This is a genomic window from Rubripirellula tenax (assembly GCF_007860125.1).
In the GTDB taxonomy this organism is placed as follows: Bacteria; Planctomycetota; Planctomycetia; order Pirellulales; family Pirellulaceae; genus Rubripirellula; species Rubripirellula tenax.
Map to the genome: position 1 here is coordinate 12,517 of NZ_SJPW01000007.1, position 15,170 is coordinate 27,686.

The window sequence follows — 15,170 nt, forward strand, 5'->3', positions numbered from 1 at the left end:
ACAGCAACGAATCCATTAATTCCAGGAATTTTCGCATGTCACGAGTCATTCTTTCGGCGGCCTGCTGGATGACCGTTGCGGTCGTTTGTAGCGCTCAGGGCAAACTGGAAACACCACCGCATTGGAATGCGGATCTCAGTGACAGCATCAATCCCAACAGCGAGCTAAAACAGCTCAATCACCAACGTTATCCGATCGGGTGGAAAGAGGAGGCAACATTTGCGTCAGGGAACGCAGTCGCACTAAGAATTCACAAAGGCGTTGTTTTGCCAACCTGTCCAGACGATGGCAAAAAAACGACCATATCGACGACGATTGATCTGCCCAAACCGATTCAATTTGCAACCATCGTGTCTCGAATGCGAAGCGTGGACTTCCAGCCGGGCGAATCGGAAACAGCGGGTGCTGGGATCACATGCACTCTGTTGATGCCAAACGGTCGAACTCGTGAATTTCCGCGGGTCCAACCGATCCACGGATACGGATCGCTAGGAGGATGGAAGACGTACCGCCACACCATTCGCGTGCTTCCCGGTTACACCAAGTTAAATATTCGTGCATTCATTGAAGACGCCAGCGGTAGTTTAAGTAGGGTGCGTGCTCGCCACGCACCAGACGCCACGCAGACGCGTTCAAATCGTTAAGCTATATCGGGCACACCTGATTCGTTTGTCCCCATTCGCTTGACTTGCTCAGCCGACCCTTCACTCAATACGAAAGCGTACTCTGATGAACCGATCGCTCGGAATGCTCTTTGCTTTGCTTGTCTCTGCTGGCTTGGCGACGGCCCAGTCGTGGCCCATCCAGGTCGGTGACGGAACGGGTTGGGTAACGTTGGGCGAGAACGATTTCACGCGGGTCAACGGTGATGAAAACACGTTGACTTGGAAAGGCGGAATCGCAATCGGAAGTGGCCAACCGATCGGCGTCACGCGAACAAAAAGATCGTACAAGAATTTCGAGCTTTCGATCGAGTGGCAGCATCAAACCGACGGCGGCAACTCGGGGGTTTTCGCCTGGGTGCCGATGTCTGCGCTGGAAAACCTGCCGCCCGATGATCTTCCCGATAGCGGTATCGAGATTCAAATGCTCGATCACGGGTTCACCGACCAGTACGAAAGGAGGACGGGGAAGCCGGGTGATTGGTTTTCGACCAATGGCGATATCTTTGCGGTCGGCAAATCCACGATGAAACCGTTTCCGCCGCTGTCACCCAACGGCAGTCGCAGCTTCCCGTCGAAGAACCTAAGCAAAGGTTTTGGTAAATGGAACCATTACTACGTACGCGCGATCGATGGCGAAGTTCGTTTGTGGGTCAACGGTGAAGAAGTATCGGGCGGCAACAAATGTCAGCCCGACGAAGGCTATCTGTGCCTGGAGTCCGAGGGCGCACCGATTCACTTTCGCAACATCCGCGTGCGTGAATTGCCGTAGCCTTCAATCCAACAACGGCAGTTGCCGCTGGCCGCCTTTTTCCATGCCTTCTTTGAAGTGCTTTCGACACACCGGTACGTAACGCTCGTTCCCGCCGATTTGCACTTGTTGGCCTTCCTTGACGACGCGACCGGTGTCGTCGACGCGAAGGACCATCGTTGCCTTGCTACCACAGTGACAGATCGTCTTGATCTCGGTCAGCGAGTCCGCCCACGCCAACAACGCATCACTTCCCTCGAACAAGTTGCCTTGAAAATCGGTTCGCAACCCATATGCCAGTACGGGAATGTTCATGGTGTCGCAAACGTCGCTCAATTGGTGAACTTGTTTCTTGGTCAAAAACTGTGCTTCGTCGATCAAGACGCAATGGATCGGTGATCGCTTGTGTTCATGTTCGACAATCACGAAAAGGTTGTCGGCGGTATTGAAGACTTCTGCATCGGCGTCGATACCGATGCGGGAGGAAACCTTGCCTGCGCCCATCCGATTGTCGATCTCCGGCGCAAGCACCAACGTGTTCATTCCCCGTTCGCGATAGTTGTAGCTCGACTGCAACAGGATCGTCGATTTCCCGGCGTTCATCGTCGAATAGTAGAAGTACAACTTTGCCATGGCATTGGGGGCGTTGGTCTCGCGGGGCAAATGGCGTTAGGAATGAGCCATTTAATGTAATCGAACTACGGAAAACGCCAGCGGCCGATTCGTCTGACAACCGATCCGAGTCGCGATTGAGGTAGCGAACACTCAGATTGCGCCGGTAAAACGGTGTCGCGCCAGAGCAACGGCGGCTAGAACGGCCCCAAACCACGCAAGCGTCATGTCCTTCTGCGGATCCCAGACGTCGCCTTGTTGACCGTTGTAGGATTCCGCTTGAGCCGGGGAAAGGATCGTCGCGATCTGCCATTCGACGATTTCGTAGACAGCGCCGATCGCCAACACGACCGCCACGGAGGTCATCGCGGCCGCCATCGGACGCATCCCGCCAAGTCGTTGTAGCGATTCCGCCGCCGGCGGCGCCAGCAAAATGCCCGACGCCAAGTGAACGAAGCGGTCGTAGTGGTTCCGCTGCCATCCGAAGTGATCCGAAATCGAAGTCCCCAAAATCGCCATCGACCACTCATCATATGGCACGAAAGAATAGATCCAACGGGCTCCGACGATGTGGATGATCAAGAACGAAATGATGCAGACGAATGATAGGTTCGACATGCGGAAGTAAAACGACGAAACGGCCAAGCCGAGCAAGATGGTAAGCGTCGGGGCGTGCTGTAATTTCAATTCATCGGGATAGGGTGCGTCCCAGAACGAAATCGCCATCAACGCAAACGCGATCACGATCAAGCCGAGTTGAAATTTCACGAGCCGTGCTTTACTGATCGCCGAGGTAAAGCAATTGAATCTTCGTATCCGGTAGCGACGCTTGCAGTTCTTCGGCGCCCACTTTCGTGACGCCTGTTCGCGTCACAATCAGATCCTTCAATTTCGTTAGGGCCTTCAAGCGAACCACGCCGGCGTCTGAAATCGGCGTCGATCCGAGATGCAAGAACGTTAATTCCGTCAAGCCGGTCAGCATGGAAATGCCATCATCGCTCAATCGTGTGTTGTCCAAATTCAACGACTGTAGCTGAACGAGTCCCGAAAGCGGTTTGATACCCTCGTCCGAGATCGGGACGCGCCAAAGGTTTAACTTCTTAAGCGATTTCATCTCGGCCATTGGCGGCATCGCATTGTCGGATAGCTTCGCACACTCGCTGGCGTCGAACTCTTCCAACTTGGACAGCTTTGGAAGTGCGGCGATTGCTTCCGCCCCAATACCGGTGCTTGCGACTCGTAACTTTTTCAGTTTCGGGAAACCCGCCATCACCGTGATCGCTTCGTCGCCGATCGTGGTGCCGGCCAGATACAGTTCTTGCAATTGTTTGAGCGACGGGAGTTTCGCGAGCCCGACTTCGCTGACCCACAAATGGTCGAGGGCAAGCACTTTCAAATTCGTCAGTTTTCCGACGTGCTGCATGCCTTCATCGCTAACACTACACGCACCGTCTTTGTTGGACAGTCGCAGTGCCTTTAGCTTCGCGAGCTTCACCAGATGACTGAGTCCTTGGTCACTGATCTCGCATTCACGAAGATCCAACTGTTCCAGCGAAAGGAGTTTGCCGACCGATTTCAGAACTTCATCTTTGACCTGGGTGCCGCGAAAATCGATCGCGACGATCGATCCGTTTCCGTCGCGGCGAATGCTTTCCGTAATGGCTTCGATCACAGCAACCGCCGCCGGATCGTCGGACGCTTTCACAGCCGAAACGACAGGCGGTTTCGCCTTGGCCGAATCAGTGTCGGCGTCCGGTTGAGAAACGGTCGTGCCGCAACCCACAAGGACTGTGAATCCGAATCCGAGAATCATTTTCCGAGACAAGTTGTTTCTCCGTCGTTTCAATTTGTAGCGTCGGCAAGTACCAGCGGTCCGACTTCCCAACCGGCTCGATACGTTTTGTTGACCAGGGCGTCCGCTTCGGGACAATTGGTTGCCTTCAAGTTAACAGCATCCCAGTCCAGTTGCTTGCCTGTTCGATAGGCAACGTTCCCCAGCAACACCGATTCGGACAACGCGCCCGAGTAATCGAAATTGCATGTGGTCGGCGTCCCGTCTTTGCAGGCAGCGATCCATTCGGCGTGGTGGCCGATCGATTTGGGAATCGACTGGGGCGGCGGTTGGAAATCGGCAAACTTGCCTTGCGGGAACAGTTTGTAATTGGTGTAGCTGGCAAACAGATTGCCTTCGCTGCCGACAAACATCACTCCGCTGCCGGGCACCCGTTCACCGGCAACTTCGCGAGGACATTGATCACCGTCGTACCAAGTCAGGTCGACGGGCGGCAAGTCACCTCGCTTGGGATACTTGTACCGGACGATCAAACCCAGCGGACAGGTTTCTGGATGAACGGCGGGCCCTTCGGCTTCGCACGATGTTGGGTGTCGAAGATCTAGCGCCCAGAATGGTAAATCCATGTAGTGGCAACCCATGTCACCGAGCGTGCCTTGTCCGAAATCCCACCATCGACGCCACTGGGCCGGATGATAGCGACCGATCGCAAACGGACGTTCCGCTGCCGGGCCCAGCCACAGGTCCCAATTCAAGTGCGCGGGGACTGGGTCTGCTTTCGCCGGCCGATCACCGCCGCCCCACCCTTTGCCGACCCAAACGTGTACTTCGCCGACATCGCCGATCGCGCCGGATTTGACCAGCTCGACCACGCGGCGGTAATTGTCTTCGGCATGGATTTGGGTTCCCATTTGCGTGACGATTCCCGCTGTTTTCGCGGCTTCGGCAATCATCCTGGCTTCGCCCACGGTGTGGGTCAGCGGTTTCTCGCAATAGACGTGCAAGCCCGCGCGGATCGCCTGCATCGTTGCCGGCGCGTGATGGTGGTCGGCCGTCCCAATCACGACGGCGTCGACACGATCCGCCGCGGCGGCGATCATTTCGCGATAGTCGGCATAGGTTTTCGCAGAAGGGAACTTTCCCGCCGCACGATCGAGGTAATTCTTGTCGACGTCGCAAAGCCCGACAATGTCTTCACCCTCGACGCCGTTGATATCCTCGGCGGCTCGATTGGCAGTACCAATGCACAGAATCTTCAGTTTCTGATTCGCAGAATTGGTTCCCTGAGCTTTTGATTCGGTGAAGTAGCCGCCTGCAATCGTGGCCACTGCGGCGGATTGTAAAAACTGACGCCGATGAATGGCATTCATATTTGTCTTTCGTTCGTTGAAGAGATCATTCGTTTAGTCCCTCGTTGTTGCACTGCCCCACCAATCGGCGTTGGGCTGCCAATCGGGATCAAGCATCGCGGCGTGTTGCCGTTCCAAGTCTGCTTTGCCAACCGTTTGAGCCCGCTCGAAATGCTTTTCAGCCTTCGCCGGGTCAAACCGCGGATCTTGTTCGGGGAACAAAGCGCCCACCGACAGCAACCAGTCATGCAGTTGAGTCGCCATTCGCTTGGCACGTATCGGATACGTCAACGACAAGTCGCTTTCTTCGGCTGGATCAGCCGCCAAATTGTATAGCTCGTCACGTCCGTCCTCGTAATAGTGAATCAATTTCCAATCCCCGTCGCGCAACAACGAACTCGGTTCGCCGCCTTGGTTGTCGTACTGTGGATAGTGCCAATACAGTGGCCTCTCGCTGATCGAACCATCGGTCAACAGCGGCACAAGGCTAGCACCGTCGACATGCTGTTCGTTCCGCGCCGGCAGACCGCACAGTTCCATCAACGTCGGGTAGAAATCGGCACCCGTGACCGGGACGTTGCACGTCGATCCCGACTTCACCTTGGACGGAAAGCGAATGTAAAAGGGTTCGCGGATCCCGCCTTCCCATTGTCGGCCCTTGCCGCCGCGTTGGGGCAGATTACTTGTCGAGTATGCATCGCCGGACGAAACACCACCATTGTCACTGGTGAAAATCACGATGGTGTTCTCAGCCAACCCCGTTTCTTCCAACGTTTTCATGACGTTACCCACGGCGTCGTCCATCAGTTCGATCATGCCCGCATAGATGGGGTTATCTTGAACCTGACGAACGGGCAAGGTGCGGTCCACCTTAAATCGTCCGGCACCCTCGGGAAGCTCCGGTGCAATCGATTGATATTTTGACCAAAGGTCTTTCGTCGTCTGGATCGGTCCGTGTACGGTATAGAACGACAGCATCGCGAAGAACGGTTCGTCTTGATTCGCCTTGATGAAGTCCGACGTTTCGCGAGCTAGTCGCAGCGTCAAGGACTCGCCGGGCGGTCCGTCATCAAGTTTCGGGTTTCTGTACGGCGAGAAATATCCGCCGGGCGGGGATCCCGAATGGTGTCCGCCCTTGTTGATGTCGAACCCGTGGTCGGTGGGCAGCGAACCTTCGCCCCCAAGGTGCCATTTGCCGGCGAAGAACGTTTTATACCCCCCTTCCTTAAGCGCCTCGGCCAAGGTGATGTCTTCACTGGGCAACGCGTGCAGGTAATCCGCCGGAAGCAAGCGGTCGCCGCGGTTCCAATCGGTACCCGATTTCGCACCGATCCACTGGGTGATGCCGTGGCGAGCCGTGAAGTTACCCAATTGGATGCTGGCACGCGACGGGCTGCAAACGCGGCATGTGGCGTAACCCTGCGTGAATCGCATCCCGCCACGAGCGATCGCATCAATGTTTGGACTTTGGTAATACGTGCTACCCTCGATCGATAAATCATGCAGTCCTAGGTCGTCCGCCAAAATGAAGACGATATTCGGACGATCCGGCGTTGCACCCACGACGGTCGATGTCGTGATCAGTGACAAAACGGTAAAGACAGAGAACAGAGTTTTCATAGCTTGAGATTTCAAATGTCTGATTTGATATTGAGTTTTGCTGCGGCCATCAAACGCTGAATTTCATCGGCCGCTCGCTCGGATGCATCACCTTGGATTCTTTGTTTGATCGCTTCTGTCGAAGCGATGATCTTTGCATCGTTTAAAACGGTTTGTAACGCTTCGGTGATTCGGTAATCGTTTCGCAACCAACGCCCACAGTTTAACCGCTCGACGCGTGTGGTGTTGTCGAACTGGTCAAACGCCATCGGGCGAACGACTTGCGGAACGCCAGCGGCAAAACACTGGGACGTGGTTCCGATTCCGCCGTGGTGCACGACTGCGGAGGCAACGGAAAACAATTTCGCGAACGATACGTATCCGGTCGTTTCCATGTTTGGCGGCAAACGATCGGGAAAGTTTTTGGCATGCGTTGAAACCAACAAGCCAGGCCGCCCGAGCGAATGACACGCCTTGGCAGCCGCCGAAAAGAACTCGCGACAATGGTGATGGGCGGTTCCGGCGGTGAACACAATCGGACGGTTTATCGGCAGACTCGAAGGACTGTCAGCGGCATCGTGAAGCGGAAAGCCGCAGTGCACTAAACGCGGCGCAAATTGATGGGTTGCCGGCGCAAACCAATCCGGATACATCGCCAGGATACGGTCGGGGGACAACCACCAATCGTGCATCACACGGCGAATCGGCGGCAAACCGACGTCGGCTCTTGCACGATTGACGTTGCCAGCGATAACCGGATCGACGGCAATTTTATCGATCGCGTAGTAGGCGGCGCGAACCAACCATTGCGGGCGACGGACTTCGATCGGCCACGGCGACAGACGCGGCGGATCATCGAACGTTCTTAGAATGGACGGGGCTAAATGGACGCCGGCAAGAGGCGTTGAAGGATCGGCATCACGATGAATCCGCGATGCCAGGTCCAATGGATGCGACACCAGAACCGTTTCGCCTGGCCGGTGATACCTTTGGATCACGTCGGCATGCCGAGGCAAAAAATCACTGACGATTTCTCGCAAGATCGCTCGAGCGCCGCGGATGGGTTTCCACATCGCGGGGTTGGAAAGCAGTTCTTCGAACCGCGCCGTTTCGATCACGGGCTCGGCGATCAGTCCGGCGTCCTGAGCGACCTTCGCATAGGGCTGGGCGAGCGAGATGATGACTTCATAGCCGCGCCGGCGCAACGCCACGCCGATCGCCACCATCGGGTTGACATCGCCTCGCGAACCGGGAGCGGAAAGGATGGCACGCACGGCTAGCGATCGATCTCGTATTCGGTGATCTTGCGATACGCGGTCGCCCGACTGATCCCCAGCAACTTTGCCGCTTCGGGTACGCTGCCGGCCGTTCGGTGAAGCGCCTTTCGAATCAACCGCCGCTCCCACTCGTCGATACGAAGCGTATCGAGCTGGCTTAACCCGGCGTCGCGCAGTCCAAGGTCTTCGACTTCAATCGTTGGATCGTCGGCCATCACAACGGCACTATCGATCACGTTTCGCAGTTGCCGCACGTTACCCGGCCAAGCGTATTGTCGAAGTCGGTCGCGTGCGAGTTCGTTCAACTTCAATGATCCGCGTCCATGTTGACGACGAAAGTGATCCAAGAAGTGATCAATCAATACATCAATGTCGTCACCGCGTTCTCGCAGCGGCGGCACGAACAGTTCAAAAACGCTCAGGCGATAAAACAGGTCTTCACGAAACTTTCGTTCGCGAACAAATTCGGCCAAGTCGCGGTTCGTTGCCGCCAGGACTCGGACGTCCACCAAGACTTCCTCGGTCGCGCCCACGGGCAAGAATGGATGGCCCTCTAAAATTCGCAGCAGCTTGGCTTGCCCTTCGAGCGGAAGCTCGCCGATCTCGTCAAGGAACAGAGTTCCGGTATGCGATTGCTGGAACCACCCGACGTGATCATTGTCGGCGCCGGTGAACGAACCTTTCTTGTGGCCGAACAATTGGCTTTCAATCAGTTCGCTAGGTATCGCCGCGCAATTGACCGTCAACATTGGGCGCCGGGATCGTTGGCTCGAACGATGCACCGCCCGGGCGACCAGTTCTTTGCCAGCGCCGCTTTCACCGCGGATCAGCACCGAACCGTTCGCGTTGCCGACACGATCGATCTTCGCTTTTAACTTCAACATGATCGGGCTGGTCCCGATGAAGTCATCCGAGTCCGCATTTCGATCAGCGACTCGGCGACGTTCCGCCCTCAACGTGTCATTCTCTAAGGCTCGCGCTAGCCCCACGGTCAATAACCGCCCGGCCGCGACAGACAAGTCGAAATGCTTCTCCTCGAATTGCGGTTTCGAACGATAGAGATGCAACACGCCCGGATAACTAGTGCCGCTTTCCAACGGAACATAGATCACGTCCGACCATTGCGGGTCGATTTTCAGATCCTCGTAGCTGGAACCGTCCGAATTTTTGATCGTTTCGTCGTTGATCCAAATCGCTTCGCCGCCGCGAACGACGCGGCGCACTAAGGCGCGGCTGATCGTGACTGCTTCGGATTGTTCAGGCGGATCGACGCGTAGCGGTTTCAGCCGCCCGTCGCCAATATCGATCGATACGGCCACCACGTCGGCCTGAGTCCGGTCGCGCAGCAACTGCAAAGTCGTCTCGATCACTTCGTCGGATCGTTCGCTATGAAGCAGGTGAAGACTGAGCGAGTACAAATCGATCAGATGGCCCGCCTCGGCGATGCCGGCAACCGGATCGTCCATATCCATTCGCCAATTCCGCTGAGTCGGCGCGTCATGGGTCATCGCCAGAGTGTTCATGGTCTCGTCGTGCGAATCTAAATCGGGTTCGACCAATTGCAGATCTGTGCTGCCGATCGAGACGACGGATTCGTGAAGCAAGCGGGCATGATCCGTTTTTTGACCGTTGACACGAGTCCCATTGCGACTGCTGGTGTCGCGCAGATGCCAATTGCTGTCTTCGAAGTACACGACGGCGTGGAATCGCGAGCTGACGGGGTCCGTCAACATGATCTCACAAGAAGTTCCACGACCGATATGCAACGGACGAGCCCGATCAAGTGGAAATTGCTTGCCCTTCTCGGGACCGCTGCGGACTGCCAGATAGGCCACCATGAATCGTTCAGGCTTTCGATATCGAGTATCTAGGAACAATCAGCAGCCTCGACGGGCGGCTAAGGAATGCGCGAAAATGAGTGTCGACCTCGGCTCGCCGGATAGGCTCTTCGGTTGCTTGGCACGAAAGGGGGCAGACACCATTTTCGCACCACGCTAATGCGAATCTATGCGACGTTAAGGACGCTGTCTCATTTTAGGGCGCGATCAACACTCTGGCGACCCACTTGAGCGCGAAAGTTGCCTTGACGTCCGTAGTCACCCGAATGGGGATGTTGCCCTGAATCGGTCTGGATCGCCGAATTCGCACCTGCCCGATACGTTGCTGGTTGGGTACTTTAGAAGCCGGGTGAAGTCGAAATAAGTCGGAATTCACTCATTGCGAAACGGTCGTTTTGGAATCAGGATCGTTTCATTCTTAGTTTACGTTCGCGGCGAATCGTTATTCCGCAGCACCATTTTGGTCCAAAGCCATCAACTGAACGGGCCCATGAAGCCGATCGCAACTCTCGCCGAAACCGCCGCCGACCTAGAAATCGTCATTCGCGGAATGGGAACATCGATCCCCAAATTTCGCGCCGACAACACGGCCAGTGCTCGGTTCGCCGACCAGATGTCGTGCACCACTTCAAGCCAGTCTCGCAAAGTCGCGGCGCTGTATCGCCGAACCGGTATCGAACATCGCGGCAGCGTTTTGCTGGACAGGAACGCGGAATCAGAAATCATCAACGATTTTTATCCGCCACTGCTCTCACCCGAAGACCGCGGGCCAACGACCCAGCATCGCAGTGATCGGTACGCCGTCGAGGCGCCGCAGTTGGCAACCGAAGCCTCGCGCGAGGCGTTGACCAACAGCGGAGTGTCGGCCGATGCGATCACCCACTTGGTCACCGTATCCTGTACCGGGTTCAGCGCCCCAGGCGTCGACATCGAGCTGATTGACCGCCTTGGACTGCCCGCGACGACACAGCGCGTCCAGGTAGGATTCATGGGGTGCCACGGCGCGATCAACGGACTCCGTACGGCCGCAGGCTTGGTCGCAGCATCACCGAATGCGAACGTCTTAATGTGCTGTGTCGAACTATGTAGTCTTCACTACCAATATGGATACGACCCCGATCGTATCGTCAGCGGAGCCCTCTTCGCTGACGGCTCGGCCGCTGCAGTGCTCGGACGCGGATCCCTCAAGGATTCAGATCTGATCGACGCATTGGACCAATGCGATGATTCGGAAACATCGATCGGGATCGTTGCCGCAACGGGATCATGCTTGGTCCCCGCCAGCCGTGAAGCGATGACATGGCGCATCGGCGACTTTGGTTACGAAATGACGCTGTCGGCGAAGGTTCCCGGCTTGATCGAGAAGCACTTGTCGTCCTTCTTGGAACCGTGGTTGGCCGCGCAAGGTGAAACCATCGAATCAGTCCAAGGATGGGCGGTCCACCCCGGCGGCTCACGTATCCTCAGCGCTTCGGAAAGCTGCCTAAAACTCGATACCGATGCCTTAGATGTGTCTCGCGGAGTGCTTTCCGATCACGGCAACATGTCGTCGGCAACCATGATGTTCATCTTGCGTCGGTTTGCCGAACAAGGTCGCCCCAAACCGTGGGTGATGCTCGGTTTCGGGCCGGGCCTGGAAATCGAAGTCGCGCTGATCCGCTAGCTTAAACCCCTGAGCGTTCCGCCTGCTCAACTGGGCAACCATATCGACGGAGCCGACTGGGGTCGGCTGGCGTCGGATTCTGCGACCGATGTCCCCTTGCGCCGTGCCTTGATTCGGACGTAGGGTGGAATGAATTGGGCTCGATGGGCAAACGAACCGAGCTCGGCGTCCGGCTTGGCATGGAACGGTTCGCTGAGATCTTCGACCACGAAGCCTGCGCGGCACATGCCCCCCACGATCTCTTCCCAGCGGTGTAGGTACTCGATCGCGCCGTGTTCTCGTAGGCGTTTTGCCGCACGCATCGACGCAGCCGACGTTTGCTTGGACGCCACCGGCGCGGGGACCGGGCGATTCGTCTTTTGGGCGTGCCGATAATAGGTGTGTAGCAATGGATAGCCTCCCCCGGACGCCGGTTCCATCGAAGCCTGCAGGCTGACCGGTTGCTTGTGCTGGCTGACGTAAACGGCGCCGCCACGCGATACCCGCGCGACTTCGGCATAGACACGAGCCAGGTTGGGAACATAACACGTGCTCACAGGCTGAATCACGATGTCGAATTCGCCGTCGCGAAGCATCGAAAGATCGTCCATCGAGGTTTCAAACAATCGGATCGAAAAACCTCGCTCTGACGCCACACGGCGATCCAGTTCCAACATCGCCCCGCTCAAATCAACCACCGTCACATCGGCGCCCGCTGCCGCATAGAGCGAACTTTGCCGACCTCCACCCGCCGCCAAACACAACAGCCGACACCCTTGGATCGATGCCCCCAGCCATCCCGCACCATCGACCGTCGCCAGCGGATTGGCAAGTTCATTGTCCTTAGCGGGCCGACACAGCGGGTCGCCAGCCGTCGCCATCGAGTCGTAGACCCGTCGATTGACGCGAAGATGCTCGTCAGATGTCATGTGCGGGCAGCCGAAATTAAGTAACGTTTGGTGTCCAAATGTGCGCCTTTCGCAGACGATCGAGTCGACGGTTCAACGAAAAATCTGGAGCGGTCTCTCAAGGGAGGGAACTCTCGCCCACGGGACTCTGATAAGCAACATCAGAGCGATACCGGACGCGATTTCGCCCTTGATGTACTCACAAAAAATCGAAAAAAGGCACCTTCAAGGAAGTTTTGGATCACCTGAAGGGAACTTTGGCAACCGGCCTCGCATCCCAACAAAGTCGAAAGCAACGAATGCTTTCCAATACCGCTATCATGCCTGCCCATTGGCAACGCGTGGAAACTTGCTGGAATCAGAGTACTTTTCTGATACGTACCCGAATGACAATCTCTCAAGAATACATCGACCAAATGCTGAGCGGCTATCTGGATGATGCCCTCAGCCCCGACCAGATCGATGAAGTCCAACGCTGGCTTCGTAGTGATCCGTCGATTGCATCGCAATTGAATCAGTGGAAAGAGCTGCGCGGATCGCTTCAGCACGTCGCCACCGCCGACCGCAATGTAAAACTGGATCAGGGATTTTCCGGTCGAGTCCTCGAGGCCGCCGTGGCTCGCGCACGGGCTGAAGGCCTTGGCGAAGACAATCCTTTGGTCCGAGTTTCCGAGCAAGCCACATCCGTCCGCACAGCCGCCGCATCCATGTCATGGCAACGCTGGGCCGCCGTCGCTGTCGGGCTGGCCGCCACCGTCGCCTTCGCTTCCCTGTCGCTTCGTAACGACCCCGTCGAGGTCGCTGAACAGTCTGGTCCGGTGCCGACCCCCCGGGCAATCGTCGAATTGACCGATCCGGCAAACAAGGCCATCGAATCGATCGCATCGGTGACTGAAAATCAAGACGCAGAGACGCCGCAACTTGCTCCACGAATCAAATCAACCGATATAGCGGACACAACCCAGCCGACGGACGCGTCCGATTCACCGGCCATTCTGGCGACAGTGGACGCTGACCGCGCCGCCAAAATGGACCCAGTATCAGTCGCACGGGATCGCGAGGTATCGCCACTCAGCGTGGCATCGACCGGGGATGTTGCCAGCCGGATGACGACTCGCCCGATCATGGTCATCCAAGTCACACAAACAGAGCTCGGCCGGGCTCGAAAGAGCGTCCGCCAAGCACTCAGGGCTAGCGGAATCGCGCCAACCCCCAGCAGCGATGTCGAGGACGGATTGAAAGAAGCTGCCGTCGACGTGGTTTCAACCTCGGGTGACACCAGTCGCGTTTCAATGTTCTATCTGAAGACGACAGGCAAGAACTTCGATCGCTTCCACGTTGCATTGCTTAATGACGACACGGCCATCGAGTCTGTCGAACTTGCTCTATCAAGCGATGTCAGTCTTCGGTCGGACTTCGAAACTTCGGTGGGTGACCCGACAGCGATTCGCCATGACGATTTGGTGCTCATGAAGCAACGCAACTCGCTGACGCAGGAACTAGCCCAGGGGATCCACCAATTGGATTTCGTATCGATGCCCCGCGGGACCGTCGGCGATGCGGGCGCCGACGTCAAAGTCCAAGTCATTCTGGTCGTCAAATAGCGACCAGCCGGCAAAGTGTCAGAAGCGTCTGACTAGAAAGCGCGATGCCCCGAGAGGGAGTCACAGACAACATTTGAACGCAGCCGTTAAAATGCGACATCAGCTACCTGTGCACCCATCTCGAAGCATCGCGAAACCTTACTTTAATCAAAACGCGGGCCTTCGCGAGCCCCTATCCGACGCGTTTCATAACGGTCTCGAGCGTCTTGCGTAACGCGGCGCCGCTTGCCCGCAACCCTTGGACTTCCTTGGGCCATAGATCGATCTCTAAACGGCCTAAAACGCCTGTGCGTCCGACCAGTGTTGGCACCGACAGTGCAACGTCGTTGATGCCGAAGCAACCCGATTGCACGCTGCTGACCGGCAGCAGGGTCTGTTGGTCCAGGGCAATCGCATCGATCACATCGCGAATCGCGATTCCGACGGCGAACCCGGCGCCACCTTTGCGTTTGATCACTTCCGCACCACTGCCACGCGTCCGCGTGAACAGTTGGTTCGCTAGGTTCGGGCTCCAGCCTGGATACTTGTCCAGCGGCAAACCCGCGATCGTAGCGCTGCTCCAAATCGGCACCATCGACTCACCATGCTCGCCCAAAATCAACGCCTTGGTTTGCGTCGGCGGTGCTTTCAACTCGCCGGCAATCAGTGAGCAGAAACGAATCGTGTCCAACTGAGTCCCTAAGCCAATCACTTGATTGACGGGCAATCCCAGTTGCTGGGCCGCAACATATGTCAGAATGTCGACGGGGTTGCTGACGACCAACACGATCGCCGAAGGCTTTGGCTTACCAGCTTTGACGTCGCGAAGAATTTGAACGAACAGGTCCGTGTTACGGTTGATCAAGTCCAATCGCGACTCGTCGGGCTTCCGGCGAAGTCCAGCGGTGATGCAAATCACATCGCTGTCGGCAATGTGTTCGTAACCGCCGCCGGCAATCACTTGGTTGCCGGTGCTGGGGGTGCCGTGTTGCAAGTCGAGCGCTTGCCCGACCGCCAATTCTTGGTTGACGTCCAACAACGCAATTTCACTTGCAATGCCGCCGCACTGCAGCGCGAACGCTGCGCACGAGCCGACGAGTCCGCCGGCACCGATGATGGAAACTTTCATGATTCTAAATCGAGGTAAGAGTAAACGT

At 56.6% G+C, this 15,170-nt stretch carries 13 protein-coding genes; 4 read left to right on the plus strand and 9 right to left on the minus strand.

The features are described 5' to 3' along the window. Positions 1 to 35: 35 nt before the first annotated feature. Together Poly51_RS23645 and Poly51_RS23650 are read left to right on the plus strand one after the other, a co-directional pair. The gene (locus tag Poly51_RS23645) at positions 36 to 644 is read left to right on the plus strand and encodes a hypothetical protein (RefSeq protein WP_146460781.1); all 609 of its coding nucleotides are present in this window, start codon (positions 36 to 38) and stop codon (positions 642 to 644) included. A gap of 85 nt (positions 645 to 729) precedes the next feature. Then, positions 730 to 1,434: a 3-keto-disaccharide hydrolase gene (locus tag Poly51_RS23650; protein ID WP_146460782.1), complete on the plus strand. Its 705-nt coding sequence runs from the start codon at positions 730 to 732 to the stop codon at positions 1,432 to 1,434. Positions 1,435 to 1,437: 3 nt separating this feature from the next. Here Poly51_RS23650 and Poly51_RS23655 read toward each other — a convergent pair whose 3' ends face one another. From Poly51_RS23655 to Poly51_RS23685, 7 genes are all read right to left on the minus strand, one after another. Continuing rightward, on the minus strand, positions 1,438 to 2,046 hold the full coding sequence (locus tag Poly51_RS23655) for a thymidine kinase (protein ID WP_146460784.1): 609 nt from the start codon (positions 2,044 to 2,046) through the stop codon (positions 1,438 to 1,440). A 132-nt stretch (positions 2,047 to 2,178) separates the two neighbouring features. After that, a complete protein-coding gene (locus Poly51_RS23660) occupies positions 2,179 to 2,793 on the minus strand; it encodes a DUF2238 domain-containing protein (RefSeq protein WP_246114723.1) in 615 nt (204 codons plus the stop codon). Between the two features lie 10 nt (positions 2,794 to 2,803). Further along, the gene (locus Poly51_RS23665) at positions 2,804 to 3,850 is read right to left on the minus strand and encodes a leucine-rich repeat domain-containing protein (RefSeq protein ID WP_246114724.1); all 1,047 of its coding nucleotides are present in this window, start codon (positions 3,848 to 3,850) and stop codon (positions 2,804 to 2,806) included. Positions 3,851 to 3,867: 17 nt separating this feature from the next. Further along, positions 3,868 to 5,187: a Gfo/Idh/MocA family protein gene (locus tag Poly51_RS23670; RefSeq protein WP_146460785.1), complete on the minus strand. Its 1,320-nt coding sequence runs from the start codon at positions 5,185 to 5,187 to the stop codon at positions 3,868 to 3,870. Between the two features lie 33 nt (positions 5,188 to 5,220). After that, positions 5,221 to 6,786, minus strand: coding sequence for a sulfatase (locus Poly51_RS23675; protein WP_146460787.1), 1,566 nt, complete (start codon positions 6,784 to 6,786; stop codon positions 5,221 to 5,223). Between the two features lie 11 nt (positions 6,787 to 6,797). Beyond that, positions 6,798 to 8,039 (minus strand): glycosyltransferase, encoded by a 1,242-nt coding sequence (locus Poly51_RS23680; protein WP_146460789.1) that lies wholly within the window; start codon positions 8,037 to 8,039, stop codon positions 6,798 to 6,800. Positions 8,040 to 8,041: 2 nt separating this feature from the next. Next, the gene (locus Poly51_RS23685) at positions 8,042 to 9,880 is read right to left on the minus strand and encodes a sigma 54-interacting transcriptional regulator (RefSeq protein ID WP_146461622.1); all 1,839 of its coding nucleotides are present in this window, start codon (positions 9,878 to 9,880) and stop codon (positions 8,042 to 8,044) included. Positions 9,881 to 10,370: 490 nt separating this feature from the next. Here Poly51_RS23685 and Poly51_RS23690 point away from each other — a divergent pair, with 490 nt between their 5' ends. Continuing rightward, entirely contained in the window at positions 10,371 to 11,543 is a 1,173-nt protein-coding gene (locus Poly51_RS23690) for a type III polyketide synthase (RefSeq protein WP_246114726.1), read from the plus strand. A 26-nt stretch (positions 11,544 to 11,569) separates the two neighbouring features. Here Poly51_RS23690 and Poly51_RS23695 read toward each other — a convergent pair whose 3' ends face one another. Then, entirely contained in the window at positions 11,570 to 12,403 is an 834-nt protein-coding gene (locus tag Poly51_RS23695) for a class I SAM-dependent methyltransferase (protein WP_146461626.1), read from the minus strand. Between the two features lie 413 nt (positions 12,404 to 12,816). On the opposite strand from Poly51_RS23695, the gene Poly51_RS23700 reads away from it, so the two are divergent. Then, positions 12,817 to 14,034 carry a hypothetical protein gene (locus Poly51_RS23700; RefSeq protein WP_146460790.1) on the plus strand — a complete coding sequence of 406 codons (1,218 nt, stop codon included), beginning with the start codon at positions 12,817 to 12,819 and terminating at the stop codon, positions 14,032 to 14,034. 172 nt (positions 14,035 to 14,206) lie between these two features. On the opposite strand, the gene Poly51_RS23705 is transcribed toward Poly51_RS23700, so the two are convergent. Next, positions 14,207 to 15,142: a lactate/malate dehydrogenase family protein gene (locus tag Poly51_RS23705; protein ID WP_146460792.1), complete on the minus strand. Its 936-nt coding sequence runs from the start codon at positions 15,140 to 15,142 to the stop codon at positions 14,207 to 14,209. Positions 15,143 to 15,170: the final 28 nt, after the last annotated feature.

Bases quoted from the DNA above. Each gene is read 5' to 3' on its own strand.
- Poly51_RS23695 (WP_146461626.1), bottom strand. From the start codon at position 12,403: ATGGCGACGGCTGGCGACCCGCTGTGTCGGCCCGCTAAGGACAATGAA.
- Poly51_RS23705 (WP_146460792.1), bottom strand. From the start codon at position 15,142: ATGAAAGTTTCCATCATCGGTGCCGGCGGACTCGTCGGCTCGTGCGCA.
- Poly51_RS23670 (WP_146460785.1), bottom strand. From the start codon at position 5,187: ATGAATGCCATTCATCGGCGTCAGTTTTTACAATCCGCCGCAGTGGCC.
- Poly51_RS23650 (WP_146460782.1), top strand. From the start codon at position 730: ATGAACCGATCGCTCGGAATGCTCTTTGCTTTGCTTGTCTCTGCTGGC.
- Poly51_RS23685 (WP_146461622.1), bottom strand. From the start codon at position 9,880: ATGGTGGCCTATCTGGCAGTCCGCAGCGGTCCCGAGAAGGGCAAGCAA.
- Poly51_RS23645 (WP_146460781.1), top strand. From the start codon at position 36: ATGTCACGAGTCATTCTTTCGGCGGCCTGCTGGATGACCGTTGCGGTC.
- Poly51_RS23700 (WP_146460790.1), top strand. From the start codon at position 12,817: ATGACAATCTCTCAAGAATACATCGACCAAATGCTGAGCGGCTATCTG.
- Poly51_RS23655 (WP_146460784.1), bottom strand. From the start codon at position 2,046: ATGGCAAAGTTGTACTTCTACTATTCGACGATGAACGCCGGGAAATCG.
- Poly51_RS23690 (WP_246114726.1), top strand. From the start codon at position 10,371: ATGAAGCCGATCGCAACTCTCGCCGAAACCGCCGCCGACCTAGAAATC.
- Poly51_RS23675 (WP_146460787.1), bottom strand. From the start codon at position 6,786: ATGAAAACTCTGTTCTCTGTCTTTACCGTTTTGTCACTGATCACGACA.